Source organism: Salmonella sp. 2020_1459 (assembly GCF_043847915.1).
GTDB classification, from domain to species: Bacteria; Pseudomonadota; Gammaproteobacteria; order Enterobacterales; family Enterobacteriaceae; genus Salmonella; species Salmonella enterica.
The window spans coordinates 494,813-519,821 of the sequence record NZ_JBCMFA010000003.1 but is presented as its reverse complement, the minus strand read 5'-3'; the positions used below and the strand labels follow the sequence as shown (position 1 = coordinate 519,821).

The 25,009-nt window shown below is 53.0% G+C and carries 24 protein-coding genes; 12 read left to right on the top strand and 12 right to left on the bottom strand.

The window, feature by feature from the left end:
* Nucleotides 1-13: 13 nt before the first annotated feature.
* A complete protein-coding gene (locus ACH0VJ_RS10930; protein WP_000460259.1) occupies nucleotides 14-1,810 on the bottom strand; it encodes an aryl-sulfate sulfotransferase in 1,797 nt (598 codons plus the stop codon).
* A gap of 399 nt (nucleotides 1,811-2,209) precedes the next feature.
* Here ACH0VJ_RS10930 and ACH0VJ_RS10925 point away from each other — a divergent pair, with 399 nt between their 5' ends.
* Nucleotides 2,210-2,386, top strand: coding sequence for a hypothetical protein (locus ACH0VJ_RS10925; RefSeq protein WP_000469259.1), 177 nt, complete (start codon nucleotides 2,210-2,212; stop codon nucleotides 2,384-2,386).
* A 66-nt stretch (nucleotides 2,387-2,452) separates the two neighbouring features.
* On the opposite strand, the gene zupT is transcribed toward ACH0VJ_RS10925, so the two are convergent.
* On the bottom strand, nucleotides 2,453-3,226 hold the full coding sequence (gene zupT / locus ACH0VJ_RS10920) for a zinc transporter ZupT (protein ID WP_000115871.1): 774 nt from the start codon (nucleotides 3,224-3,226) through the stop codon (nucleotides 2,453-2,455).
* Between the two features lie 140 nt (nucleotides 3,227-3,366).
* Between zupT and ygiD the strand changes: the two genes are divergently transcribed.
* Nucleotides 3,367-4,155, top strand: coding sequence for a 4,5-DOPA dioxygenase extradiol (gene ygiD / locus ACH0VJ_RS10915; RefSeq protein ID WP_001536714.1), 789 nt, complete (start codon nucleotides 3,367-3,369; stop codon nucleotides 4,153-4,155).
* Between the two features lie 61 nt (nucleotides 4,156-4,216).
* Here ygiD and ACH0VJ_RS10910 read toward each other — a convergent pair whose 3' ends face one another.
* The 3 genes from ACH0VJ_RS10910 to tolC all read right to left on the bottom strand — a co-directional run bounded on the left by ACH0VJ_RS10910 (nucleotide 4,217) and on the right by tolC (nucleotide 7,745).
* Entirely contained in the window at nucleotides 4,217-5,380 is a 1,164-nt protein-coding gene (locus ACH0VJ_RS10910; RefSeq protein ID WP_000442833.1) for a glutathionylspermidine synthase family protein, read from the bottom strand.
* A 5-nt stretch (nucleotides 5,381-5,385) separates the two neighbouring features.
* A complete protein-coding gene (locus tag ACH0VJ_RS10905; protein WP_000831528.1) occupies nucleotides 5,386-6,057 on the bottom strand; it encodes a DUF1190 family protein in 672 nt (223 codons plus the stop codon).
* 212 nt (nucleotides 6,058-6,269) lie between these two features.
* Nucleotides 6,270-7,745, bottom strand: a complete 1,476-nt coding sequence (gene tolC, locus ACH0VJ_RS10900) for an outer membrane channel protein TolC (RefSeq protein WP_014343899.1) — start codon at nucleotides 7,743-7,745, stop codon at nucleotides 6,270-6,272.
* A 200-nt stretch (nucleotides 7,746-7,945) separates the two neighbouring features.
* On the opposite strand from tolC, the gene nudF reads away from it, so the two are divergent.
* The 5 genes from nudF to parE are packed head-to-tail and all read left to right on the top strand — an operon-like array spanning nucleotide 7,946 to nucleotide 12,350.
* Complete coding sequence (nudF, locus tag ACH0VJ_RS10895) at nucleotides 7,946-8,578, top strand: ADP-ribose diphosphatase (RefSeq protein ID WP_001231950.1); 633 nt, start codon at nucleotides 7,946-7,948, stop codon at nucleotides 8,576-8,578.
* Nucleotides 8,575-8,997 carry a DUF1249 family protein gene (locus ACH0VJ_RS10890; RefSeq protein WP_000833404.1) on the top strand — a complete coding sequence of 141 codons (423 nt, stop codon included), beginning with the start codon at nucleotides 8,575-8,577 and terminating at the stop codon, nucleotides 8,995-8,997. Before nudF ends, ACH0VJ_RS10890 begins: the two co-directional genes overlap by 4 nt.
* Before the next feature lie 24 nt (nucleotides 8,998-9,021).
* The gene (gene cpdA / locus ACH0VJ_RS10885; RefSeq protein ID WP_000444735.1) at nucleotides 9,022-9,849 is read left to right on the top strand and encodes a 3',5'-cyclic-AMP phosphodiesterase; all 828 of its coding nucleotides are present in this window, start codon (nucleotides 9,022-9,024) and stop codon (nucleotides 9,847-9,849) included.
* A complete protein-coding gene (yqiA, locus tag ACH0VJ_RS10880; protein WP_000105725.1) occupies nucleotides 9,849-10,430 on the top strand; it encodes an esterase YqiA in 582 nt (193 codons plus the stop codon). The genes cpdA and yqiA overlap by 1 nt, the downstream gene beginning before the upstream one ends.
* A gap of 27 nt (nucleotides 10,431-10,457) precedes the next feature.
* On the top strand, nucleotides 10,458-12,350 hold the full coding sequence (gene parE, locus ACH0VJ_RS10875) for a DNA topoisomerase IV subunit B (RefSeq protein ID WP_000195318.1): 1,893 nt from the start codon (nucleotides 10,458-10,460) through the stop codon (nucleotides 12,348-12,350).
* A 124-nt stretch (nucleotides 12,351-12,474) separates the two neighbouring features.
* Here parE and ACH0VJ_RS10870 read toward each other — a convergent pair whose 3' ends face one another.
* The 4 genes from ACH0VJ_RS10870 to qseB form a co-directional block, all read right to left on the bottom strand.
* A complete protein-coding gene (locus ACH0VJ_RS10870; protein ID WP_000958587.1) occupies nucleotides 12,475-12,789 on the bottom strand; it encodes a putative quinol monooxygenase in 315 nt (104 codons plus the stop codon).
* Nucleotides 12,790-12,820: 31 nt separating this feature from the next.
* Complete coding sequence (locus ACH0VJ_RS10865; protein ID WP_000065416.1) at nucleotides 12,821-13,402, bottom strand: NAD(P)H-dependent oxidoreductase; 582 nt, start codon at nucleotides 13,400-13,402, stop codon at nucleotides 12,821-12,823.
* 106 nt (nucleotides 13,403-13,508) lie between these two features.
* Entirely contained in the window at nucleotides 13,509-14,858 is a 1,350-nt protein-coding gene (gene qseC, locus ACH0VJ_RS10860) for a quorum sensing histidine kinase QseC (RefSeq protein WP_000779333.1), read from the bottom strand.
* On the bottom strand, nucleotides 14,855-15,514 hold the full coding sequence (gene qseB, locus ACH0VJ_RS10855) for a quorum sensing response regulator transcription factor QseB (protein ID WP_001221574.1): 660 nt from the start codon (nucleotides 15,512-15,514) through the stop codon (nucleotides 14,855-14,857). Before qseB ends, qseC begins: the two co-directional genes overlap by 4 nt.
* 151 nt (nucleotides 15,515-15,665) lie before the next feature.
* On the opposite strand from qseB, the gene ACH0VJ_RS10850 reads away from it, so the two are divergent.
* The 5 genes from ACH0VJ_RS10850 to ftsP all read left to right on the top strand — a co-directional run bounded on the left by ACH0VJ_RS10850 (nucleotide 15,666) and on the right by ftsP (nucleotide 21,845).
* A complete protein-coding gene (locus ACH0VJ_RS10850) occupies nucleotides 15,666-16,058 on the top strand; it encodes a YgiW/YdeI family stress tolerance OB fold protein (RefSeq protein ID WP_000731552.1) in 393 nt (130 codons plus the stop codon).
* 71 nt (nucleotides 16,059-16,129) lie between these two features.
* Nucleotides 16,130-16,996: a GyrI-like domain-containing protein gene (locus ACH0VJ_RS10845; protein WP_000998807.1), complete on the top strand. Its 867-nt coding sequence runs from the start codon at nucleotides 16,130-16,132 to the stop codon at nucleotides 16,994-16,996.
* A 110-nt stretch (nucleotides 16,997-17,106) separates the two neighbouring features.
* On the top strand, nucleotides 17,107-19,365 hold the full coding sequence (parC, locus tag ACH0VJ_RS10840) for a DNA topoisomerase IV subunit A (RefSeq protein WP_001281906.1): 2,259 nt from the start codon (nucleotides 17,107-17,109) through the stop codon (nucleotides 19,363-19,365).
* A gap of 256 nt (nucleotides 19,366-19,621) precedes the next feature.
* Nucleotides 19,622-20,359: a 1-acylglycerol-3-phosphate O-acyltransferase gene (gene plsC / locus ACH0VJ_RS10835; protein WP_000965730.1), complete on the top strand. Its 738-nt coding sequence runs from the start codon at nucleotides 19,622-19,624 to the stop codon at nucleotides 20,357-20,359.
* A 73-nt stretch (nucleotides 20,360-20,432) separates the two neighbouring features.
* Nucleotides 20,433-21,845 (top strand): cell division protein FtsP, encoded by a 1,413-nt coding sequence (gene ftsP, locus ACH0VJ_RS10830; protein ID WP_000010658.1) that lies wholly within the window; start codon nucleotides 20,433-20,435, stop codon nucleotides 21,843-21,845.
* 44 nt (nucleotides 21,846-21,889) lie between these two features.
* Here the strand turns inward: ftsP and ACH0VJ_RS10825 are convergent, their stop codons facing one another.
* From ACH0VJ_RS10825 to ACH0VJ_RS10815, 3 genes are read right to left on the bottom strand one after another with little or no spacing between them, the layout of a single operon-like run.
* Nucleotides 21,890-23,197, bottom strand: coding sequence for a TRAP transporter large permease (locus tag ACH0VJ_RS10825; protein WP_000345259.1), 1,308 nt, complete (start codon nucleotides 23,195-23,197; stop codon nucleotides 21,890-21,892).
* Nucleotides 23,198-23,207: 10 nt separating this feature from the next.
* Nucleotides 23,208-23,690, bottom strand: coding sequence for a TRAP transporter small permease (locus ACH0VJ_RS10820; RefSeq protein ID WP_001221825.1), 483 nt, complete (start codon nucleotides 23,688-23,690; stop codon nucleotides 23,208-23,210).
* A gap of 41 nt (nucleotides 23,691-23,731) precedes the next feature.
* On the bottom strand, nucleotides 23,732-24,715 hold the full coding sequence (locus ACH0VJ_RS10815) for a TRAP transporter substrate-binding protein (protein ID WP_000799368.1): 984 nt from the start codon (nucleotides 24,713-24,715) through the stop codon (nucleotides 23,732-23,734).
* Nucleotides 24,716-25,009 lie beyond the last annotated feature (294 nt).

Genomic DNA, 25,009 nt, shown 5'->3' with positions numbered 1-25,009 from the left:
TCCTTCCCGTTATTTATTTAAACATTTGCGTTGGATGAACCAGTAATGCACGATAGTGAGTCTGGTTGGGTTTATCCGACAGCACATCAATTTCAACTTTCACTTCTTTCGTTTTATAGTCAATCTCATTCAGTTTGCCGACTGTGGGTTTACCAACGTCGAACAGGTTAATAGAACCGCCAAAGCCGAACATGGTGTCGCGGTCTTTTTGATATTCAACAACCGAGGTAATAGGACTATAGAAATCATATCCACGTTCTTTACCGTATTCCCAAACTTGTTGTACGGTGCCTTTCTTCTCATCGATCTTATATTCGACAAAACGGGAATATTTCATGGTCGGTAGAGCCGGTTGCTCCAGGCCGCGACCATCGCCGTTATCAAAGACCGTTAACGTGCCTTTGCTGGAAAGCCATGCCGTATGTTGGGTATAGGTGAAATCGAAATCGGTATCCTTACACTTGCCGTTTTCGTCACAGGTCAACGGCTTACCATGATCGTCTACCGGTTTCAGCAATTTACTGGCTAGCTGCTTATTCCAGCCTTTAGACGGTGCCAGTATCCATTTCACCTGCTTATCGCGACCAATTTTTACAATACCCTGATGGCGGGAAGAAAGGATGATGGAGTCGTCTTTCGCGTCATAAGCGATAGAGTTGACGTGCGCCCAGTTACGACCGGCACCAACGCCAAGCGCATCGCCATACGGCGTATCCGGTTCGAGTTTCGCCTGCTGTCCGGCATGGGCCAGATCGACGTTCACGCATACTGCGCCCGCATCCAGCGCGCCGAGCAGCGCATCACGCATAGGGTCGAGGATTTTGGTTAAATCCCAAACGTCTACTACGCGGCCAGACTTATCAACCTCAATGATTTGGTCACGAATCGTATGAACATGTATGCCGTCTTCTTTGCGGTAATCGCGTTTGCCGACGCGCAGCAGTACGGTGCCGTTCACGGTTTCGATGGATTCATGAGACGCATCCAGGAACCCGCGCGGCAGTTTGTGATCGGCAAGAATTTGCCCCATCATGTCAAACTCGTACCAGTGTTGGCCCTGCACCGCGGTAAAGGTGCCGCGAGGCGTTTCACGAATACCCATCAGGTAGCCGCGTTTGTTGATATTCATATCGTGGCCGTCGTAGAAGGTATCTTGATCCAGCCACCAGCGGTATTCACCCTGGGTGTCGACCACAAACGTATAAGGGGCGATATCGAAAGGCAAAGCACCGCCCGCCGGGCCGGCATCAAGAATGCCCGCATTTTTATCTTTTTCGCCGTGCCAGTGAAATTCAGCGCCCTGCGGCGTAAAGGTATGGGTATTTACCAGATAAAGGCGATCTTCAAATCCTGGCGCAACTTTAATAACTTTCGTTTGCTGGAGATCTGAAATAGAACGGTTATCCATATAATGGTTGACGATGGCGGACGTCTGCACCACATAGTCATCCTTCATGGCTTTGCCGTTTTCTTTATATTCTACCGTGACGTTGTTGGCAAATTTCTGATAAAGGCCAAAAATAGGAATACCGTCATAGGTTTCTAAAGACTCTTTCCCAACAGTATAAGTAACAGGAACGCCTTTTTCCCCTTTGCCATGTACAGTAACTTTAACGTCTGAAATAATATGGCTATCTAATTCCACCAGCGCGGTGAGAGGGGCATTTCCGTAAGGATCGACAACGACTGCGCCTAATTTTCCTGCGGGCTGTGCCGGTTGAAAACCTGCGGCAAACGTACTGGCTGCGGTGAGTCCGCATGTCAGTGCGACGGCACCGGCAAGTATTGTTTTCCGGTATTGGTCAAACATGGATATATCTCCTTATATACAACTTCTAAATATAATACTTCTGAATATACTATGTTTTTATGAATAATAAATGAGGTAAATGATTGGTCTTTAAATATAAGTCATGATGCTGTTACTTATTTTAAAGTATATTCTGTATCAATATTTTTTAATTGCCTGAGTGAGTCGATAGTAGGAGTGTGATATTTTAAGAACAATATAAATTAGTACGAAGTGTGATCTTATCGACATTGTTTTCTGCTTAATACCTCTTTCATTATTGTGTTTCACCACTGATTTATATGATCAAAATCATTTATTTGTTCCACAAATATGCCAGTATATGAATACGTCAAAATAAGGGTATGTAAAATTTTAACGTTAAATGTTTAGTGATGTTAAATTTTAAGGGTAAAAAGGATGTTTATTGCCTGGTATTGGATAATATTAATCGTTCTGGTGGTAGTAGGGTATATTTGCCATATGAAGCGTTATTGCAGAGCGTTTCGGCAAGACAGAGATGCATTACTTGAAGCGCGAACGAAACGTTTTCGCCAGACGAGCGAAGGCGACAGCGTGATGAATGAGCAGAAATAGCGCATATCCTTGACGGGCAGCCGGATGTTGCCTGGCTAAAGGCCTGCATCCGGCGCGACGTTTCTCTTAACCGATACCTATCGTCTGCAAAATGACGAGACTGAGCCCCATGATGGACATACCGCAAAGCACGCCATAGCTGGGGTTATTGTTAGGATCGATCTCTTTTGCCAGCGGCATCAGTTCATCGACGGAGAGCGCCACCATAATACCGGCGACTGCCGCCATGATAGCCGCCATAACGATTGGCGAAACCAGACTGCCCAAAATCAGCCACGCCAGCACGCCGCCAAGAATTTCCGCCATGCCGGAGATACCGGCCCAAAAAATCGCGGTACGTTTTGAGCCCGTCGCGGCATAAACCGGACCGGCAACCGCCAGACCTTCAGGAATATTGTGCAACGCCACCGCCAGTGCGATGCCGAAACCCAGTTCAAGATTGCTGCTGGCAGTGACAAAGGTGGCGATCCCTTCCGGAAAGTTATGCAGGCTAATGCCGAGCGTCAATAAAATCGCAGTGCGTTTTATCGAGCCGGGAAGCGGCTGCTGCCTTTTTTGCATCAGATCCTGCGGATGAGCGTGAGGAAGCAGGCGGTCCAGCCCGAAGTAGCCCAACAGGCCGATAATAAACATTCCGTAGCCCAGTACAGGCGACATCCCCTCGGTATCAAGCGCGGCGGGCAGCATCTCCATCAGCGAGATAAGCAGCATGATCCCTGCGGCGAAGCCCAGCGAAAAAGCCAGCACGCGGTTAGACGGTTTTTGGCCGAGAACGCCAAGAAACGCGCCAATAAAGGTGGCGGCGCCCGCCAGTAAGGTCAGAATAAGTGGTACTGACATCCATTACTCCTTATCAATTTGCCGTCCGAACCTGACCTTCAAAATAACTGATGATCTTCATCATAGTTATCTGAGTTCTTCCTCTGTGAAGAAAGCGTATGGTGATGTTAACAAAATGTCTTTCCTGTAAGGATAACATCATGTCTTTAACGTGTATGCCAGCATTGTTTTTGGGGCATGGCAGCCCGATGAACGTGCTGGACGATAATGATTATACCCGCGCCTGGCGGCGATTGGGGGAAGCCCTGCCGCGACCACAGGCGATAGTGGTGGTGTCGGCGCATTGGTATACCCGCGGGACGGGCGTCACAGCGATGGAAAGGCCGCAAACTCTCCATGATTTTGGCGGTTTTCCGCAGGCGCTGTATGACACGCATTATCCGGCCCCTGGATCGCCTGCGCTGGCGCAGCGTCTGGTTGAACTGTTGGCTCCCGTTCCCGTCTCGCTCGATAAAGAAGCGTGGGGATTTGATCACGGCTCCTGGGGCGTATTGATCAAGATGTACCCGAATGCGGATATCCCGATGGTGCAGCTTAGTGTTGATAGTACCAAACCGGCGGCATGGCATTTTGAGTTGGGCCGTAAACTGGCGACGCTGCGTGACGAAGGCGTGATGCTGGTGGCCAGCGGGAATGTGGTTCATAACCTGCGGACTGTGCGTTGGCACGGTGACAATATACCGTATCCCTGGGCGGCGTCATTTAATGACTTTGTGAAAGCCAATCTGACGTGGCAGGGGCCGGTAGAACAGCATCCGCTGGTGAATTATCTGCAACATGAAGGGGGGGCCTTATCGAACCCGACGCCGGAGCACTTTTTACCTTTGCTGTATATACTTGGCGCCTGGGACGGCAAGGAACCTATCACCATCCCGGTCGACGGTATTGAGATGGGCAGTATAAGTATGTTGTCGGTGCAGGTGGGGTAGGCCGGATAAGGCGCTGAATGATTGCCCGATGGCGCTACGCGCATCGGGCTTACAGGAGAATCTATCCTTCGACAAAAATATGCGGATAGAAGCGGGAGAGATCCTGGGTGATCAGCGCCCGATCTTCACGGATACCAATTCCGGCGGGCTGATCGTTAATCAGCCAGCTACCAATCAGGGTGTAACTGTCGCCGAATTTTGGCAGCGGATAGAACTGTTGCACGATCATACCCTCTTCGCCATACGGGCCTTCCACGGATTCGATCGTTTTACCGTTCTCAATAATCGATACGTTCGCCCCTTCGCGGGAGAAGATCGGTTTCACGACATATTTATCCATTGGCGGATGTTCGTCTTCGGCGAAATACGCAGGCAACAGATTCGGATGGTCCGGGAACATCTCCCACAACAGCGGCAACAACGCTTTATTGGAGATAATGCTTTTCCAGGCCGGTTCCAGCCAGCGCACGCCGGCATCTTCCAGCTTGGTGGAAAACATCTCGCGCAGCATAAATTCCCACGGATAGAGCTTGAACAGGTTCGCAATGACCTGATCCTGCAGATCCGTAAATTGGCCTTTTTCCCCCAGACCAATATCGTCGATATAGAGAAATTCGGTGGCGATTTCCGCTTCGGCCGCGCAATCCTGTAAATACTGAATGGTGCCGCGATCCTCAACCGTATCGCGACAGCAGGTGAGATGCAGCAACTGAAAACCGTACTGCTCGCGAAGTTCAGCAAAGCGTTCAATCAGCTTTTCCTGCAGGCTATTAAACTGATCGCTGCCTTCCGGCAGATTGCCCGCGTTGATCTGATCTTCCAGCCAAATCCACTGGAAAAACGCCGCTTCATACAGCGATGTTGGCGTGTCGGCATTATTTTCGAGCAGCTTAGGCTCGCCGATACCGTCCCAGGCCAGATCGAGGCGGGAATAGAGCGACGGTTGTTGCGTTTGCCAGGACTGGCGAACAAAACCCCAGGTATGTTTTGGAATACGAAACTTCGTCATCAGCTCATCGCTGGCGATGACGCGTTCTACTACCTTGAGGCACATCTGGTGCAGCTCGGCGGTAACGTCTTCCAGTTTTTCCACCTGGGCGAGCGTTAACTTGTAATAAGCGTCTTCACACCAGTACGGTTCACCATACATAGTGTGAAAATTAAACCCGTATTCAGTCGCTTTATCGCGCCAGTCCGGGCGCTCGGTAATACTGACTCTTTCCATGCGTATCAGCCGCCCATCGAACGTGTTGAAGTACCGGCAGCGCTACGTTGCATGGTGCTCTGTTTGGCGACGGATTCGCCAAAACCGCCGCGGGTAACGGTTGTTGTGGTGGCAGGTTTCGGCGCCATCGCGGTTTTTGGTACGGTCATTGTCCGGCCCGGTTGCGCCGCGCCGTAGTTTTTACCTGCCGCATCGGTATATTTGCCGTATGCAGGGCTGGCCGGGTTTTTCGAGCTAAACAGCGGCTGTTGCGCAAAGCCTGCGCCGCCGCCCATCAGACGCCCCATCATGTAACCTGCCATAAGCGGCATCCAGAAACTGCCGCTGGATTGTTGGGCCTGCGCCTGATTTTCCGGCGCCATGCCAGCCTGTGCGGGCGCTTGCTGGCACTGGCCTTCGCCAAACTCAGCGACGCAATCTTCGCGTGTAGCGTACTTAGGCGCAGTACGTTCGGCCTCTTTCAGCGCATTGTTATACGCGGTTGTACATTCCGCGCTTTTGCCCGGATTCGCCGCTGAACAGTCATCAGCGTTTTGATACAGCGATACGGTTTCATCGCTTTTTTCACAGCCAGCCAGCATAAAAACAGCCGTAACCGCCAGGGCGACCGGCGTTAAATGCCGCGCGCTCCAGCTTTTGCGAAATGATGCGTGATGGATGGATTTTGTCCGTTTCATATTTGTCTTCCAGGACCCAGTGGTAAATACAACATGCGTTCAGAATAGAGGATGACTGGTCGAAATTGAAGCGAGAAAAGGCGAGAATGCGGCGGAATAGCAGGATCTTTACGTTGTCTTACGTTCAGGTGCGGCTTTATGACAGGTAGCGCCGCGCTTACCAGACCTACAAGGGCACAGGTCTGATAAGCGCAGCGCCAGCGAATAACTTATCAATGCCGGAATGGATTGCCGTTATTGCTGTTGGCGCGAGCGGCGGTCGGCTGTACTGCCGGCGCGGCGCTATGGGCATTATAACCGTCTGCGGCGGCATCCTGATCTGGCGTTTCCGGCGCTACGCTTTCCGGCGACGTCGGGATAGGTTTACCCAACGTACTGTTAAGCGCGAGCAGATCCTGCTCGTTCAGCGTACCGAGCGCATATTTGATATTTAACTGATTAATCAAATAGGTATAACGCGCGTTGGCCAGTTGCTGCTTGGCATCATACAGAGTGGTGGTGGCATCCAGTACGTCAACAATGGTACGTGTACCGACCGAGTAACCGGCTTCCATTGCATCCAAAGAACTTTGCGCGGAAACGACTGCTTGTTTATACGCGTTGATGCTGCTGATGGAGGCGTTAATATTGTTAAAGGAAGAACGTACGGTCTGCACCACGCTACGGTGCGCGCTTTCCAGCTGTTCGCTTGCGCCGACGAAGTTATACTGCGCCTGTTTTACCTGCGAGTTAACCATCCCGCCTTGATACAGCGGCAGGGAGAAGTTCAGGCCGATTTTATTCTGCCCCATATTGCTATCGTCGTACTGGGTGGAGTTGGTTTTAGAACCGCTATAAGAGGTATCAGAAATGCCGGTTGAGGCCGTTAAATTCAGCGTCGGCAGATGGCCATCCTGCGCCTGACGGATTTGCTCGCGCGCCAGATCCTGACTTAAACGCGCCTGCAACAGCGACAGGTTACGGTTTTCCGCTTCCTTCAGCAGCGCATTAACAGCTTTGGGTTTGTCGGTTTTAAAATGCTCGACGTTAAGCGACGCCAGCTCCGGGTAATAATTGCCGGTCACCTGGCGCAACTCTTCTACCGCGTTATCCAGGTTGTTGCGGGCGGTCACTTCATTCGCCAGTACGGTATCATATTGCGCACGGGCGTTTTGCACGTCAGTAATGGCGACCAGACCCACGTTAAAACGTTGCGTCGTTTGATCTAACTGACGGTAGATAGCCTCTTTTTGCGCCTGGGTATAGGAAAGCACATCAATAGCGTTCAATACCTTAAAATACGCGTTCGCGGTATTGAGGATCAGCGTCTGCTGATCGGTCTGATAGGTGACATCCTGAATGCCTGCTGCTTTTTCTTGCAGGGTGAGCCCACGCCATTTCGACATATCAAATAGCGTCTGCGTTAATTGCAGGGAAGCGCTGGTTTCATTGGAGTTGATACCGTTCGCATCGCGATAACCGTTGCTGTAGGTGTAGTCGGCACCTAAACCCAGTTGCGGCAGTAAAGGACTACGCGCTTCGTTAATTTTTTCGAATGCAGCATCGCGATCGGCAGCGGATTTACGCAATTCCGGGTTGCTCAGGCGTGCTTGCTGATAAACTTGCATCAGGTTCTCTGCCTGGCTTAGTGTGCTGAACCCCGACAGGCTCAGGCCGATAAGGATGGGGAGCAATTTCTTCATTTGCATTCCTTGTTGTGAAGCAGTATTTAGCGCTGATCAATTTGTAAAAATAATTGCTGATTCTAGCAGAATCCGCCACTGCAAAAAGTTGGCGTTACGTGCCATACGAGCCTTAATTGGCACCAATTTACCACAAGGGTGATAAAACAGCAGTCAACCACCCTTGAAATTCATCATTTAATCATTATTGCTAGCAGGGCAGCACAATGCGTAAATCAGACAACTTGCCAGTTACTTTCACCAAAAGCGATGTAGAAATTATTGCACGGGAAACGCGCTATCGCGGTTTTTTTTCATTGGATGTGTATCGATTCCGCCATCGTTTATTCAACGGAGAAATGAGTGGCGAGGTAAAGCGCGAAATTTTTGAGCGCGGGCACGCCGCCGTCTTGCTACCCTTTGACCCTGAACGCGACGAGGTGGTGCTGGTCGAACAGATTCGTATTGCCGCGTACGACACAAGCGTTACGCCGTGGCTGCTGGAGATGGTCGCCGGCATGATAGAAGAAGGCGAAACCATTGAGGCGGTCGCCCGGCGGGAGGCGATGGAAGAAGCGGGGCTGACCGTAGGCCGCACCCGACCGGTCATCAGTTACCTGGCGAGTCCAGGAGGAACCAGCGAGCGCTCATCTATTCTGGTGGGTGAAGTGGACGCCACGACCGCGGCAGGTATTCATGGTCTGGCGGATGAAAACGAAGATATTCGGGTTCATGTGGTAAGCCGGGAACAGGCATACCAGTGGGTAGAAGAGGGGAAAATCGACAACGCAGCCGCAGTCATCGCTTTGCAATGGCTTCAGTTGCATCATCAAGAGTTAAAAAACGAGTGGAAAAAATGAAGCGTTATACACCTGACTTCCCAGAAATGATGCGTTTGTGCGAAACCAATTTTTCGCAATTGCGCCGCCTGCTGCCGCGCAATGACGCCCCCGGTGAAACGGTGAGCTATCAGGTGGGCAACGTACAATATCGGTTAACGATTGTGGAATCGACCCGATACACTACGCTTGTAACGATCGAGCAAACGGCGCCAGCCATCACCTACTGGAGCCTGCCGTCGCTGACGGTGCGCCTCTACCATGATGCGATGGTGGCTGAAGTGTGTTCAAGCCAGCAGATCTTTCGCTTCAAAGCGCGGTATGATTATCCAAATAAAAAGTTGCATCAACGCGACGAAAAGCATCAAATTAATCAGTTTCTGGCCGACTGGCTACGATTCTGTTTAGCACATGGAGCGATGGCGATTCCGGTTTATTAGCGTCGTGAAACCTAAGGACACCATTTGGAAAGCCTGTTAACCCTACCTCTGGCTGGTGAGGCCCGAGTCAGGATTTTACAAATTACAGATACTCACCTGTTTGCCGAAAAGCATGAAACGCTGTTAGGCGTCAATACCTGGGAAAGTTACCAGGCCGTGCTGGAGGCTATTCGGGCGCAACAGTATGAATATGATCTGATCGTGGCCACCGGCGATCTGGCGCAGGATCAATCCGCTGCGGCTTATCAGCATTTTGCTGAGGGTATCGCAAGCTTTCGCGCGCCTTGCGTTTGGCTACCGGGCAATCATGATTTTCAGCCGGCAATGTACAGCGCGCTGCAAGAGGCGGGGATTTCCCCGGCTAAGCGCGTGTTAATCGGTGAACAATGGCAGATTTTGTTGCTGGATAGCCAGGTGTTTGGCGTCCCGCATGGCGAACTGAGCGAGTTCCAACTGGAATGGCTTGAGCGTAAGCTCGCCGATGCGCCAGAGAGACAGACATTGCTCCTTTTGCACCACCATCCGTTGCCGGCAGGGTGCAGTTGGTTGGATCAGCACAGCTTGCGTAATGCCGGTGAGCTGGATAGCGTGCTGGCGAATTTCCCGCGTGTAAAATATCTGTTATGCGGACATATTCACCAGGAGCTGGATCTTGACTGGAACGGTCGCCGTCTGCTGGCGTCGCCGTCAACCTGCGTACAGTTCAAACCGCACTGCGCGAACTTTACGCTGGATACTATCGCGCCGGGCTGGCGTACGCTGGAGCTCCGGGCGAACGGCGTCCTGGAGACGGAAGTGCATCGCCTGCAGGATACCCGGTTCCGACCCGATACCGCTTCGGAAGGATACTGATGTCTACGCTTCTCTATTTGCACGGATTCAACAGTTCCCCTCGCTCGGCAAAAGCGTGCCAGCTAAAAAACTGGCTGGCGGAGCGTCATCCGCATGTCGAGATGATCGTCCCTCAGCTGCCGCCGTATCCTGCCGATGCGGCGGAGTTGCTGGAATCTCTCGTGCTTGAGCATGGCGGTGCGCCATTAGGGCTGGTAGGATCGTCGCTGGGTGGTTATTACGCCACCTGGCTGTCGCAATGTTTTATGCTGCCGGCTGTGGTGGTGAATCCCGCCGTGCGGCCCTTTGAATTACTGACCGACTATCTCGGTCAGAACGAGAACCCCTACACCGGGCAGCAATATGTGCTAGAGTCTCGCCATATTTATGATCTTAAAGTCATGCAGATTGACCCGCTGGAAGCGCCGGACCTGATCTGGCTACTGCAACAGACGGGCGATGAAGTGCTGGATTACCGCCAGGCGGTGGCATATTACGCCTCCTGCCGTCAGACAGTGACCGAGGGGGGTAATCACGCATTCACGGGCTTCGAAGATTATTTCAACCAGATTGTCGATTTTCTTGGACTGCACAGTTGCTGACAATCAATTCGAATTGCTAATTAAACCATGACGCAAACTTATAACGCTGATGCCATTGAGGTACTCACTGGGCTTGAGCCGGTACGCCGCCGCCCGGGGATGTACACCGATACGACCCGCCCCAACCATTTGGGTCAGGAAGTGATTGATAATAGTGTGGATGAAGCACTGGCAGGTCACGCCAAACGCGTGGATGTCATTTTACATGCCGATCAATCGCTGGAAGTGATTGACGACGGACGCGGGATGCCGGTGGATATCCATCCGGAAGAGGGGGTTCCGGCGGTAGAACTGATCCTCTGTCGACTTCATGCCGGCGGTAAATTCTCCAATAAGAACTATCAGTTCTCTGGTGGTCTGCATGGGGTGGGGATTTCGGTAGTAAATGCCCTGTCAAAGCGCGTGGAAGTGACCGTGCGCCGCGACGGTCAGGTCTATAACATCGCGTTTGAAAACGGCGAAAAAGTGCAGGATTTGCAGGTTGTCGGCACCTGCGGTAAACGTAATACTGGCACCAGCGTGCACTTCTGGCCGGACGAAAGCTTCTTCGACAGCCCGCGTTTTTCTGTCTCTCGCTTAATGCACGTTCTGAAAGCAAAAGCGGTGCTGTGTCCCGGCGTGGAAATCACTTTTAAAGATGAAGTGAATAACAGCGAGCAGCGCTGGTGCTACCAGGATGGTCTGAACGACTATCTGGGCGAAGCGGTAAACGGCCTGCCGACGCTGCCGGAAAAGCCGTTTATCGGTAATTTTAACGGTGAAACGGAAGCGGTTGACTGGGCGCTATTGTGGCTGCCGGAAGGCGGCGAATTACTGACGGAAAGCTACGTCAACCTGATCCCGACCATGCAGGGGGGGACGCACGTCAACGGTCTGCGCCAGGGCCTGCTCGACGCGATGCGCGAATTTTGCGAATACCGCAATATTTTGCCGCGCGGCGTCAAACTGTCGGCGGAAGATATCTGGGATCGCTGCGCTTATGTGCTCTCCGTGAAAATGCAGGACCCGCAATTTGCCGGGCAGACTAAAGAGCGTCTGTCGTCGCGTCAATGTGCGGCATTTGTTTCCGGCGTGGTGAAAGATGCCTTCAGCCTGTGGCTGAACCAGAACGTGCAGGCGGCGGAACAACTGGCAGAGATGGCGATTGCCAGCGCGCAGCGGCGACTGCGCGCCGCAAAAAAAGTGGTGCGCAAAAAGCTCACCAGCGGTCCGGCGTTGCCGGGGAAACTGGCGGACTGTACCGCGCAGGATCTTAATCGGACCGAGCTGTTCCTTGTGGAAGGGGATTCGGCGGGCGGTTCCGCCAAGCAGGCGCGCGATCGCGAATATCAGGCGATCATGCCGCTCAAAGGTAAGATCCTTAACACCTGGGAGGTCTCTTCCGATGAAGTGCTGGCCTCGCAAGAGGTGCATGATATTTCCGTGGCGATCGGTATCGATCCGGACAGCGACGATCTGAGTCAGCTGCGCTACGGCAAGATCTGTATCCTGGCGGATGCGGACTCCGATGGTTTGCATATCGCTACGCTGCTTTGCGCGCTGTTTGTCAGACATTTCCGCGCGCTGGTGAAGAATGGTCATGTCTACGTCGCGCTGCCGCCGCTATACCGTATCGATTTGGGTAAAGAGGTCTATTACGCGCTGACGGAAGAAGAGAAGGCGGGCGTACTGGAACAACTGAAGCGTAAGAAAGGCAAGCCGAACGTACAGCGTTTCAAAGGCCTGGGAGAAATGAACCCGATGCAGTTACGCGAAACCACGCTTGATCCGAATACTCGCCGCCTGGTGCAGCTCACCATTAGCGATGAAGACGATCAGCGTACTAATGCGATGATGGATATGCTGCTGGCGAAGAAACGTTCTGAAGATCGACGCAACTGGCTACAGGAAAAAGGCGATCTCGCGGATCTCGACGTGTAACGGTTGTTGCACGCTTTATCCGGTCTGCATGCCGCAGGCCGGATAAGCGAATCCGACATGACGCCGCAGCCTGATGGCGACACTTGCGCATCGCATCAGGGCGACGTCAGACGAGGGTAATAACTTAAACGCCGGATTCCAGAATACGAATATTCATTTCCAGCACATCGTCTTTTACCGCGTCGCTGTAGGCTTTCATATGCGGGGTTTGCAGATGCGCTTCAAGGTGCGCAACGCTTTCCCACTGTTCAATCATCACGATCGAGTCAGGCGCCAGAGTCTGAAAACTCACGCCCGCGGCATGATCCACCATCGGCGCGTAACCGTGGCACCCCTCTTCTTTAAGAACGGTTGGAATAATTTTCGCAAACTGATCGAGGACGGCCTGACGGTGATGTTGGCCCGGACGCGTGCGAATTTCGGCAATGACGGTAAGCATGGTTAACTCCTTCTAATTCCAGGATGACCAGTTAAGCAAAAATTTCGCTCAGATGCTTGCGATATTCTGCGGTATAGCGCGGAACATCCGGCATTTTAATCACGTCGTTGGCAATAAACGTTGGCAGCGCGTCCATGCCCAGGAACTGGTTGGCTTTATGGAATGGCAGATAGACGCCATCTACGCCTACGCCGTGGAAAAACTGATCTTTTTCGGTAAATGCTTCCATCGGCGCGTTCCACGTCAGTGACAGCATATATTTTTTCCCCTGCACCAGACCGCCGGAACCGTACTTTTTAGCGGCATCGGAACGCGTGCGGCCATCGCTGGCATAGAGCGTGCCGTGACCTTCGGTAAAGACATCATCCATATATTTTTTTACTGTCCATGGTGCGCCCATCCACCAGCCTGGCATCTGCCAAATCACCACGTCAGCCCAGACGAAATTCTGCACCTCTTCTTTAATGTCATAGTCGCTGTCGGCGCGGACGATCTTAACCTGATGACCCAGATCGCGCAGCAGCCCATCGGCAACTTCGGTCAGGGTGTCATTCAACTGGCCGTTGGAGTGCGCGAATTTTTTCGCCCCGTTGATAATCAGGATGTTACTCATTTTGTGTCCTCAAGAAATGCGTTTGCTGCTGATTCTACGCTGACGGGCGGTGCGGTGAAATTAGCAAAATGTGCAAAGTCTTTTGCGTTTTTGGCAAAAGTCTCTGTTACCAACTTACTACGGCCTCAAATCCACCTTCCGCGGCGTTGCCAAACGACACCGTCATGCCGTGCAGCGTAGCGATGCGGCGGACGATTGATAATCCCAGACCGCTGCCGGTCACACTTTGGCCTGGCGGGCGGTAAAAACGCTCGCCGATATGCGTCAGAATCTCTGGCGCTACGCCAGGGCCATTATCTCTGACGGTGAAGCTGCGGGCATGTAAGGTAACGTCGACGACGCTGCCCTGCGGACTGTAGCGAATCGCATTATCCAGCAGGTTACGCACTAACAGGCTTAAGAGTAGCGGCTGACCGGTACGTATGACGTCATGGGCGTTAAGCTGTAAACGCACGTCGATATTCGCCTGCTGCGCCGGATGATAAATATCCATTACCGCGGACTGCAGCAGCTCTTCCAGCGAAATCTCCGCCACATCCTGCAAATTATTGAGCGAGTCGAGGCGCGATAACGTCAGTAGCTGATCGACCAGCCGCGTGGCGCGATCGATCCCCGCATGGAGCTGGGTCAGCGCTTTATCACGCGATAGCGGATCGTCGCCCGAGAGCTGCGCCACCTCGGTTTGTACTTTCAGCGCGGCCAGCGGGCTGCGCAATTCATGGGCGGCGTCGGAGGTAAATCGCCGTTCGCGCACCATCATGGAGTGGATGCGGCTAAAAAGCTGATTAAGCGCTTCGACCAGTGGGCGAACCTCGCTCGGTACGCCTTTGGCGTCGAGCGGCGTTTCCGATTCCGGCGACCGGAAGCGCAGCGCCTGCGCCAGTTTTTTCAACGGTCTGAGCTCGCGGTGAAGCAGGAGTAATAAAATCAGTAGCATGAAGGGAAGGGCGAGCAGCCACGGCGTTAATTGCGCCGCCACGATCGCCAGCGCCATATCTTCGCGGTAATCCCACTCCTGACCGACGACGATACGATACTTGCCGTCCGCCGAGTTCAACCACAAAAAACGCCAGAGGTCGTTGTCATCCTTCAGATAGCCATTGTCGAAACCTTCCCGGCGATAGCGATACGGAATATCCTGACCGTTGTCGCCATCATGCAGCAACATTTTGCCATCAGCGGAAAAGATGGCGAACGCCAGCGCATCGTCATCGATATGCCCATGTTTTAATTTCTTTGGCGTATGCGCCATGCGCTGCGGGGCGTTGATCTCGTTAAGATCGAGGGTGCTAAGCCGTCTGGCGAACAACATCAACTGTGTGTCAAACAGCTCGTCGACATTATCCGTCGTCTTTCTCCAGGCCACAAAACTGGAAATTGCCCAGGTGATGGAGACCAGAATCAGGAAAATAAGCGTCAGCCTGACGCGCAGGCTGAGACGTTGCGTCAATTTCATGCGTCACCCAGGGTGTAGCCGATGCCGTGTACGGTGCGAATAAATTCGCTGCCGAGCTTGCGGCGTAAATGATGAACATGGACTTCCACTGCATTGCTGGACACGTCGTCATCCCAGTTATACAGCTTCTCTTCAATAAGCTTGCGCGGCAGCACGCGACCTTTGTTGCGCAGTAAGAGTTCCAGCAACGCGAACTCTTTTGGTTTTAGGGCCAGTGGTTCGCCGGCAAGCGTCGCGACGAGATTGCCTGGATTGAGCGTCACCTGGCCGTGGCGCAATTCGCTACTGGCCTGACCGCTGGCGCGGCGTACCAGCGCCTCCAGACGGGCGGCGACCTCAATGAGCGCGAAAGGTTTACATAAATAGTCATCGGCGCCGAGACGTAGCCCCTCGACGCGCTCTGCTAACGCGTCGCGCGCCGTCAGGATCAGTACCGGTTCCTGTTTACCCTTTTCGCGCCATTCGCGCAAAATATCCCGTCCGTCCATGCCTGGCAGCGTCAAATCTAAAATAACCGCATCATAAGGCGCGCTGTAAAGCGCCTCTTTGCCCGGGCGTCCCTCGGTAAACCAGTCGACGCTGAAACCCATTTTACTCAGGCCCGCTTTTATGCCATCGCCAATAAGTGTGTCATCTTCTACCAGTAAAATTCGCATCTGTTCTTCCTTGCGGTAACTCGCGTTACCGTCAGTTAACCTTGTCGCCGCAGGCGATGTACAGAAAAAAAGATTCTTTTTTTGCCTTAAGAAGTTGTTAAGGATTACCTTATTAAATGGATCTGAAACGACATGAAAGGGAAAAGTAATCATGAAAAAATTAGCTGCAATCGTTGCCGTTATGGCACTGTGTTCTACCCCGGTTCTGGCGGCTCAGCAGGGCGGTTTCTCCGGCCCGTCGGCGACGCAAACGCAAGGCGGCGGATTTGTCGGCCCGAACGGCAGCAGCACGACGGTAGAGAGCGCTAAATCGCTGCGTGACGATGCGTGGGTAACGCTGCGCGGGAATATCGTCGAGCGCATTTCCGACGACCTGTATGTGTTTAAAGATGCGACCGGTACTATCAATGTGGATATTGACCACAAGCGTTGGAACGGCCTGACCGTAACCCCGCAGGATACCGTTGAAATTCAGGGCGAAGTGGATAAAGACTGGAACTCTGTCGAAATCGACGTAAAACAGATTCGTAAAGTGAATCCGTAATCCCACATTGCGCAAGATCGGTCAGGATTCACAGCCGCCCGGTGGGCAGAATAGGCCACAAGGAGGCAGTGATGAATGACCTGATCAGCGCGGCTTATTCCGAACGTCTGCGGCGCGTTTGCGACCACATTGAGCGTCATCTGGATGAGCCTCTGTCGCTTGAGGTGTTAAGCCGGATGGCGCACAGCTCGCCGTTTCATTTTCACCGGCAGTTTACCGCCTGGAGCGGGCTTCCGCTCTATCGCTATATCCAGTGGCTGCGTTTGCGCCGGGCGTCATGGCGGCTGGCGTTTAATCCGCAAGATAAAGTTATCGATATCGCGCTGGATGCCGGATTTCAGAATCCGGAGTCGTTCACACGTGCTTTCAAAACCGCGTTTGGTCAAAGCCCGCGCCGGTTTCGGCAATCGCCGGACTGGCTGGCCTGGCACCAACGCGTTCCTAAACTTGCGTTACAGGAGCAGCATGTCATGGACGTAAAAATCGTTGAATTTCCACCTACCCGCGTCGCGATGCTGACGCATCTGGGGCATCCGGATAAGGTCAACGCCAGCGCGGCGAAATTTATTGCATGGCGACGCGAAACGGGCCAGTCGCCGATTGCCAGCAGTCAAACTTTTGGTATTGCCTGGCACGACCCGCAGACGACGCCGCCGGCTCAATTCCGCTTTGATATCTGCGGCAGCGTCCGCCAGCCGATAGCCGAAAATGACGTTGGCGTGGTGAATAGCGAGATTCCTGGCGGGCGCTGCGCGGTGGTGCGCCATCAGGGATCGCTCGACAGCCTCCCGGAGAGCGTGTGGTATTTATTCCGCGAATGGCTACCCGCCAGCGGTGAGACGCCGCGCGATTTTCCGGTCTTCTTCCAGTACCTGAATTTCGTCCATGAGGTCGCGGAACATGAGCTGCTGACGGATATCTATCTGCCGCTTCGTTAACTTCCTCGCCACCTGTCTCACGGTTTGTGACTCAGACCGTGAGATAGGGTATTATCTGCGGCAATATTGCCGTCCGAACGGTCAGCATGCAGATTGAGGATCCCCTGTTAATGAGCGATATGGCAGAGCGCCTTGCGCTACATGAATTTACGGAAAACGCCTACTTAAACTACTCCATGTACGTGATCATGGATCGTGCGTTGCCGTTTATTGGCGACGGCCTGAAGCCGGTACAGCGCCGCATCGTCTATGCGATGTCAGAGCTGGGGCTGAACGCCACCGCTAAATTTAAAAAATCCGCCCGTACCGTTGGTGACGTACTGGGTAAGTATCACCCGCATGGCGACAGCGCCTGCTATGAAGCCATGGTGCTGATGGCGCAGCCGTTCTCTTACCGTTACCCGCTGGTCGATGGCCAGGGGAACTGGGGCGCGCCGGATGATCCGAAGTCATTCGCGGCGATGCGTTATACCGAATCCCGCCTGTCCAAATACGCCGAGCTGCTGTTAAGCGAACTCGGTCAGGGGACGGCGGACTGGGTGCCAAACTTCGACGGCACCATGCAGGAACCGAAAATGTTACCGGCGCGTCTGCCGAACATCCTGCTGAACGGCACCACCGGTATTGCGGTGGGCATGGCAACAGATATCCCGCCGCACAACCTGCGCGAAGTGGCGAAAGCGGCGATTACGCTGATTGAGCAGCCGAAAACGACGCTGGATCAGTTGCTGGATATCGTTCAGGGGCCGGATTACCCGACCGAAGCGGAGATCATTACCCCACGTGCGGAAATTCGTAAAATTTACGAAAACGGGCGGGGCTCCGTGCGTATGCGCGCGGTATGGACCAAAGAAGACGGCGCTGTGGTAATTTCCGCGCTGCCGCATCAGGTCTCTGGCGCGAAAGTGCTGGAGCAGATTGCTGCGCAGATGCGTAATAAAAAACTGCCGATGGTGGACGATCTGCGCGATGAATCGGATCACGAAAACCCGACGCGTTTAGTGATTGTGCCACGCTCCAACCGTGTGGATATGGAGCAGGTGATGAACCATCTGTTCGCCACCACCGATCTGGAAAAAAGCTACCGTATTAACCTGAACATGATCGGTCTGGATGGTCGTCCGGCGGTGAAAAACCTGCTGGAGATCCTCACCGAGTGGCTGGCGTTCCGCCGCGACACGGTATGCCGTCGTCTGAACTACCGTCTGGAGAAAGTGCTTAAGCGCCTGCATATCCTCGAAGGTTTGCTGGTGGCGTTTCTCAACATCGATGAAGTGATCGAGATTATCCGTAACGAGGATGAGCCGAAACCCGCGCTGATGTCGCGTTTCGGCATCAGCGAGACCCAGGCGGAAGCGATTCTCGAACTGAAACTGCGCCATCTCGCCAAACTGGAAGAGATGAAAATTCGCGGCGAGCAGGACGAGCTGGAAAAAGAGCGTGACCAGTTGCAGGGCATTCTCGCGTCCGAACGCAAAATGAATACCTTGCTGAAAAAAGAACTACAGGCGGACGCCGATGCCTATGGCGACGATCGCCGTTCTCCGCTGCGTGAGCGCGAAGAAGCTAAAGCGATGAGCGAACACGACATGCTGCCGTCCGAACCGGTGACTATCGTGCTGTCGCAGATGGGCTGGGTGCGCAGCGCCAAAGGTCATGATATTGATGCGCCGGGGCTTAACTATAAAGCGGGCGACAGCTTTAAAGCCGCGGTGAAAGGTAAGAGTAATCAACCGGTGGTGTTTATTGATACCACCGGGCGCAGCTATGCTATTGATCCCATTACGCTTCCGTCGGCGCGTGGGCAGGGCGAGCCGCTGACCGGCAAACTCACGCTGCCGCCGGGGGCGACCGTAGAGCATATGCTGATGGAAGGCGATGACCAGAAACTGCTGATGGCGTCGGATGCGGGCTACGGCTTCGTTTGTACGTTTAACGATCTGGTTGCCCGTAACCGTGCCGGTAAGGCGTTGATTACACTGCCGGAAAATGCGCACGTCATGCCGCCGCTGGTGATTAAAGACGAGCACGATATGCTGCTGGCGATTACCCAGGCCGGACGGATGTTGATGTTCCCGGTAGACTCTCTGCCGCAGCTGTCGAAAGGCAAAGGCAATAAGATCATTAATATCCCCTCTGCGGAAGCGGCGAAAGGCGATGATGGACTGGCGCACCTGTACGTGCTGCCGCCACAAAGCACTCTGACTATCCATGTCGGGAAGCGCAAAATCAAACTGCGCCCTGAAGAGTTACAGAAGGTGGTCGGCGAACGCGGACGCCGTGGCACATTAATGCGCGGCCTGCAGCGTATCGATCGCATTGAGATTGATTCACCGCATCGCGTAAGTCATGGCGACAGCGAAGAGTAAGACAGGGGCACCCGTAAGCCGGACAAGGCATCTAAGCCGCCATCCGGCGCTCTGCCGTTGCCGGATGACGACGCAGTAGCGTCTTATCCGGCCTACGGTTTCAGATCGGATTAACATTAAAATTTCCCGTAAAACCGTTGTTTATTCGTGCATTGCGATTAACAATACGTTTTTCCAGAGAGCCACACTTACCAAAATCCTAACCTGAATTTCAGGTGACGTAGAATGCCGGGCTCTTAGGCCTTCAGAGGTTGTTATGCTATATATTTTTCGTCTTATTGTTACCGTTATTTACTCCATTCTGGTCTGTGTTTTCGGTTCTATTTACTGCCTTTTCAGCCCACGTAACCCAAAACACGTGGCGACGTTTGGACATATGTTCGGCCGTCTGGCCCCGCTGTTTGGCCTGAAAGTGGAGTGCCGCAAACCCGCCGACGCGGAAAACTATGGCAATGCTATCTATATTGCTAACCACCAGAATAATTATGATATGGTCACGGCGGCGAATATTGTGCAGCCGCCAACGGTGACGGTGGGGAAAAAAAGCCTGCTTTGGATCCCGTTTTTTGGGCAACTGTACTGGCTGACCGGTAATCTGTTGATTGACCGTAATAACCGCGCCAAAGCGCATAGCACCATTGCGGCAGTGGTTAACCATTTTAAAAAGCGCCGTATTTCTATCTGGATGTTCCCTGAAGGTACGCGTAGCCGGGGACGCGGTCTGCTGCCGTTTAAAACCGGCGCGTTTCATGCGGCTATCGCGGCTGGTGTGCCGATCATTCCTGTCTGCGTTTCCAACACCTCTAACAAAGTCAATCTAAACCGCCTGAACAACGGACTGGTTATTGTGGAAATGCTGCCGCCAGTCGATGTCAGCGAATATGGTAAAGATCAGGTTCGCGAGCTGGCGGCCCACTGCCGTGCGTTAATGGAGCAAAAAATCGCGGAACTTGATAAAGAGGTTGCGGAACGTGAAGCGACCGGTAAGGTTTAAGCAGTCTTACTCTGTTATTGTAGAAATCATTTTTTCAGGCACAACTCTTTAGCCTGTTTTACATGGAGCTTATATGTCATTCAGTCGGCGTCAGTTTCTTCAGGCATCGGGAATCGCACTATGTGCAGGCGCGATTCCCCTCAGGGCGAATGCTGCCGGTCAGCAACAGCCGTTGCCTGTTCCGCCGTTGCTGGAGTCCCGTCGCGGGCAGCCGTTGTTTATGACGCTACAGCGAGCGCACTGGTCCTTTACGCAAGGCACGCGCGCGCCGGTCTGGGGAGTGAACGGTCGTTATCTGGGGCCGACAATCCGCGTCTGGAAAGGCGATGACGTTAAACTCATCTATAGCAACCGCCTGGCGGAAAATGTCTCCATGACGGTTGCTGGTTTACTGGTGCCGGGGCCGCTGATGGGTGGCCCGGCGCGTATGATGTCGCCGAACGCGGACTGGGCGCCGGTGCTGCCGATTCGTCAGAGCGCCGCCACGCTGTGGTATCACGCTAACACGCCTAACCGCACTGCGCAGCAGGTGTATAACGGCCTGGCCGGAATGTGGCTGGTCGAAGACGACATCAGTAAAACGCTGCCCATTCCGAACCATTACGGCGTGGATGATTTTCCCGTCATTATCCAGGATAAACGGCTGGATAACTTTGGGACGCCGGAGTACAGCGAACCGGGAAGCGGTGGTTTTGTCGGCGATACGCTGCTGGTGAACGGCGCGCAAAGCCCCTATGTCGAAGTGTCCCGCGGCTGGGTGCGGTTACGGTTGTTGAACGCCTCGAACTCGCGGCGCTATCAGCTTCAGATGAGCGATGGCCGGGCGCTGCATGTGATTTCAGGCGATCAGGGCTTTTTACCTGCGCCGGTTTCCGTCAAACAGTTGTCACTGGCGCCCGGCGAGCGACGTGAAATCCTGGTTGATATGACCAACGGCGACGAAGTCTCGATCACCTGCGGGGAAGCGGCCAGCATAGTCGATCGGATTCGCGGTTTCTTTGAGCCTTCCAGTATTCTGGTTTCGACCCTGGTGCTGACGTTACGGCCAACCGGATTGCTGCCGCTGGTGACCGATAATCTGCCGATGCGTCTGTTGCCGACGGAGATCATGAGCGGCGCGCCTGTCCGCAGTCGGGACATCAGTCTTGGCGACGATCCGGGGATTAACGGCCAACTGTGGGATGTGAATCGCATTGATATTACCGCCCAACAAGGCACCTGGGAGCGCTGGACGGTACGCGCCGATATGCCGCAGTCGTTCCATATTGAGGGCGTCTCTTTCCTGATTCGTAACGTCAACGGCGCTATGCCGTTCCCGGAAGATAGAGGCTGGAAAGATACCGTCTGGGTGGATGGGCAAGTCGAATTGCTGGTCTATTACGGTCAGCCGTCCTGGCCGCACTTCCCGTTCTATTTCAACAGCCAGACGCTGGAAATGGCTGACCGCGGCTCGATTGGGCAAATGCTGGTGAATCCGGCGTCGTAAAGCGTCCGAGTACGGGTCTGAATAGCGCAGACCCGTCAGGGTTTTCAGGAAGGAGCAAACAACGTGGGAAGCAGCAGACTCAACTGCGGGAAGTAGCAAATCATCGCCATGACCACAAAGAGTGCCAGAAACATCGGTAATAGCGGTTTGACGACTTTATCAATACTGATTTTGCCGATACTGCAACCGACGAACAAAATAGTGCCTACCGGGGGCGTACACAGTCCGATGGTTAAATTGAAAACCATAATAATGCCAAAATGGACAGGGTCGATTCCCAGATGTTGAGCAATGGGAAGGAAAATAGGCGTAAAGATTAGAATAGCCGGGGTAATATCCATAAACGTCCCGACGAATAACAAAATGAGATTGATAATCAGCAAGATGACCCATTTATTTTCGGACACGCTGGTAATCATTTCATTAATCAGTTCAGGAACATCGGCATTGGTCATCGCCCATGACATTCCCATTGAGCAGCCGACCAGTAAGAGAACAATAGAGCTGGTTACTACCGAATCCAGCAGAATATCGCGCAACTTACTCACATTAATTTCTCGATAAATGGCCGCCAGCGCCAGGCTATAGATTACCGCGATCGCAGAGGCCTCTGTTGGCGTAAATACGCCGCCGATAATGCCGCCGATAATAATAAATATCAGCAACAGGCTGGGCAATGAATCGCGGAATACCGACAGAAACTGCCGCAGGTTGATGCGTTCGGCAACCGGGTAATGGTGGCGATGGGCATACAGCGCCGCTACCGTCATTAAAGCCAGCGCGGTTAAGATGCCGGGCAGGTAGCCCGCCAAAAACAGGGCGGCGACAGAGGTGCCGCCGCTAGCCAGCGAATAGACAATTAGCACATTGCTGGGCGGGATCATCAGGCCAATCGGCGCCGAAGCGACGTTGATCGCCGTAGAGAACGCCGGAGAGTAGCCCTCTTTTTCCTGTAATGGCGACATGATGCCGCCCACCGCGGCCGCAGAAGCGACAGCCGAGCCGGATATCGCGCCAAACAGGGTGTTCGCCAGAATATTGCAGTGCGCTAGCGAACCGGGAAGGCGGCCAACTAACGCCTGAGCCAGATTCACCAGGCGCCGGGCGATTCCCCCGGTATTCATGATATTGCCGGCTAACACAAAAAAGGGGATCGCCAGCAGCGTAAAGCCATCGAGACCGACGGTCATTTTTTGTGAAATAACCGAGATTGCCGCATCCGGGGGAAGGGCTATCAGGATTGAGAATAAGGACGACAGCCCGATAGCGAATGTAATAGGAACGCCGACCGCCAGCATAATGGCAAAGCTGCCAAATAAAACAATTATTGGGTAAATATATTCAAAGTCCATATATCCCTCGTTAGCGAAGATGGCGCTGATGATAATTATCAATAACGTTCACAATGGTGTAGTACACCAGGATGACGCCGCTAATCGGCATGACCCAATAGACTTTATCCATAGGCCATTTTAATACCGGGGACATTTGGCTGACGTGCGCCGCTTTTTCAACAATAATATCACCGCCGTACACCATAAAAATCAGCGCGAACACGGTAATAATCACCTGAATGATACTGTCGAGCACGAGGGCGGGCGTTCGGGAGAGTTTTTGCGCTAACAAATCGATAGCTAAATGTTTTTTTAATCCGGCGGTATAGACGCCGCCTAACAGAATCATCCACATAAAAAGAATCTGGGTGAATTCGTCGAGCGTGCTGCTTGGCGCGTTGAATATAAAGCGCGCCGCCACCTGCCAGGATACGCAGGCAACCATGATCGCCAGAATAATACAGCAGCACCCGGCTAGTATTTTGTTCAGTGCATTGGTGAGTATTCGCATATTACATCCTGTAAAGGGCAGGAGAACCCTGCCCGGCAGATTTACATATTCTCGATGTATTCCAGATCCTTCGCTGACTGAGCGTCTTTTGCGCGGAACTCATCAAACAAGGGCTTAACACGCTGTTTGAACACGGATTTATCAATATCAACAACGGTCGCGTTCATGGCCTTCATGCTCTCATAAGCCCCTTTTTCCGCGGCGGGCCAGATGACGTCTTTCATTTGCTGCATGGATTCATCTGCGGCTTTATATAACGCTTTCCGCTCTTTATCGCTCAATTTGTTAAGTACTTTGGTACTGATGACCAGGACATCCGGCACCATCGTGTGCTCGTCGCGGGAATAGAATTTCGCCACCTCCGCATGACGCATATCGGCATAAACCACGGGGTTGTTTTCGCCGCCATCGACCACGCCTTGCTGGAGCGCGGTATAGAGTTCGCCTTGCGCCATCGGCGTCGGCACGCCGCCGAGCGCTTTCACCATCGCGATAGCGCTGGGGCTTTGCTGCACTCTGATTTTCATACCGGCTAAATCGTCGGGTTGAGTGATGGGCTTACCAGCGTAAAAACTGCGGGCGCCGCCGTCGTACCAGGTTAAGCCGACGAAGCCTTTGCTTTCGGAGGACGCGAGAATGCGTTTCCCTAAGTCGCTTTTCAGTACGTTGTAGTAGTGATCGCGGTCACGGAATAAAAACGGCAGGCTAAACACGCTATATTCCGGCGCAAAAGACTCCAGCGATGCCGCATTGACTTTCACCATTTGCAGAGCGCCGGAGTTCATCAATTCCAGCGATTCACGTTCGTTGCCCAGCGTGGCGTTGGGGTAAATACGAATATTTAATTCGCCGTCCGAATAGGCTTTCGCTTTATCGGCCAGATAGCTCATCGCTTTGTGAACGGCGTGGCTTTTATCCTGATTGTGGCTCAGTTTCAGCGTGGTTTTGGCGAGCGCTGGAAATGCCAGTAGCAAACAGCCGGCCAGTAATACCGCTGATGTTGTGAATGAACGTGTGTTTTTCATATCTGCTTCCTTATAGGTTGGGATTCCTGTGGTTATCGTTGATTAATTAATAACCTGCTGATACGTAAGGTGTTGCGTTGGGGAAAGGCGTGGTGATGGTGTTCTTTATCCCCTGAATTCTGTCAGCCAATTTAATTTAATCAATAGACCAAAGAAAGAGATCTGGTTCACAGAAGAAAGTCATGGTAAAAACAGTGTCGTGAGCAATTCAGCGAAGTTTTTTTATATATTGCTGATAATGTGATGTTTTTTTACTTTTTGTTGTTATGGCGATACTGCGTTTTTAGACGTGGG

What these genes read in the sequence shown, in the direction of transcription:
- ACH0VJ_RS10930 (WP_000460259.1), bottom strand. Translation starts at nt 1,810, where the DNA reads ATGTTTGACCAATACCGGAAAACAATACTTGCCGGTGCCGTCGCACTG.
- ACH0VJ_RS10925 (WP_000469259.1), top strand. Translation starts at nt 2,210, where the DNA reads ATGTTTATTGCCTGGTATTGGATAATATTAATCGTTCTGGTGGTAGTA.
- zupT (WP_000115871.1), bottom strand. Translation starts at nt 3,226, where the DNA reads ATGTCAGTACCACTTATTCTGACCTTACTGGCGGGCGCCGCCACCTTT.
- ygiD (WP_001536714.1), top strand. Translation starts at nt 3,367, where the DNA reads ATGTCTTTAACGTGTATGCCAGCATTGTTTTTGGGGCATGGCAGCCCG.
- ACH0VJ_RS10910 (WP_000442833.1), bottom strand. Translation starts at nt 5,380, where the DNA reads ATGGAAAGAGTCAGTATTACCGAGCGCCCGGACTGGCGCGATAAAGCG.
- ACH0VJ_RS10905 (WP_000831528.1), bottom strand. Translation starts at nt 6,057, where the DNA reads ATGAAACGGACAAAATCCATCCATCACGCATCATTTCGCAAAAGCTGG.
- tolC (WP_014343899.1), bottom strand. Translation starts at nt 7,745, where the DNA reads ATGCAAATGAAGAAATTGCTCCCCATCCTTATCGGCCTGAGCCTGTCG.
- nudF (WP_001231950.1), top strand. Translation starts at nt 7,946, where the DNA reads ATGCGTAAATCAGACAACTTGCCAGTTACTTTCACCAAAAGCGATGTA.
- ACH0VJ_RS10890 (WP_000833404.1), top strand. Translation starts at nt 8,575, where the DNA reads ATGAAGCGTTATACACCTGACTTCCCAGAAATGATGCGTTTGTGCGAA.
- yqiA (WP_000105725.1), top strand. Translation starts at nt 9,849, where the DNA reads ATGTCTACGCTTCTCTATTTGCACGGATTCAACAGTTCCCCTCGCTCG.
- parE (WP_000195318.1), top strand. Translation starts at nt 10,458, where the DNA reads ATGACGCAAACTTATAACGCTGATGCCATTGAGGTACTCACTGGGCTT.
- ACH0VJ_RS10870 (WP_000958587.1), bottom strand. Translation starts at nt 12,789, where the DNA reads ATGCTTACCGTCATTGCCGAAATTCGCACGCGTCCGGGCCAACATCAC.
- ACH0VJ_RS10865 (WP_000065416.1), bottom strand. Translation starts at nt 13,402, where the DNA reads ATGAGTAACATCCTGATTATCAACGGGGCGAAAAAATTCGCGCACTCC.
- qseC (WP_000779333.1), bottom strand. Translation starts at nt 14,858, where the DNA reads ATGAAATTGACGCAACGTCTCAGCCTGCGCGTCAGGCTGACGCTTATT.
- qseB (WP_001221574.1), bottom strand. Translation starts at nt 15,514, where the DNA reads ATGCGAATTTTACTGGTAGAAGATGACACACTTATTGGCGATGGCATA.
- ACH0VJ_RS10850 (WP_000731552.1), top strand. Translation starts at nt 15,666, where the DNA reads ATGAAAAAATTAGCTGCAATCGTTGCCGTTATGGCACTGTGTTCTACC.
- ACH0VJ_RS10845 (WP_000998807.1), top strand. Translation starts at nt 16,130, where the DNA reads ATGAATGACCTGATCAGCGCGGCTTATTCCGAACGTCTGCGGCGCGTT.
- parC (WP_001281906.1), top strand. Translation starts at nt 17,107, where the DNA reads ATGAGCGATATGGCAGAGCGCCTTGCGCTACATGAATTTACGGAAAAC.
- plsC (WP_000965730.1), top strand. Translation starts at nt 19,622, where the DNA reads ATGCTATATATTTTTCGTCTTATTGTTACCGTTATTTACTCCATTCTG.
- ftsP (WP_000010658.1), top strand. Translation starts at nt 20,433, where the DNA reads ATGTCATTCAGTCGGCGTCAGTTTCTTCAGGCATCGGGAATCGCACTA.
- ACH0VJ_RS10825 (WP_000345259.1), bottom strand. Translation starts at nt 23,197, where the DNA reads ATGGACTTTGAATATATTTACCCAATAATTGTTTTATTTGGCAGCTTT.
- ACH0VJ_RS10820 (WP_001221825.1), bottom strand. Translation starts at nt 23,690, where the DNA reads ATGCGAATACTCACCAATGCACTGAACAAAATACTAGCCGGGTGCTGC.
- ACH0VJ_RS10815 (WP_000799368.1), bottom strand. Translation starts at nt 24,715, where the DNA reads ATGAAAAACACACGTTCATTCACAACATCAGCGGTATTACTGGCCGGC.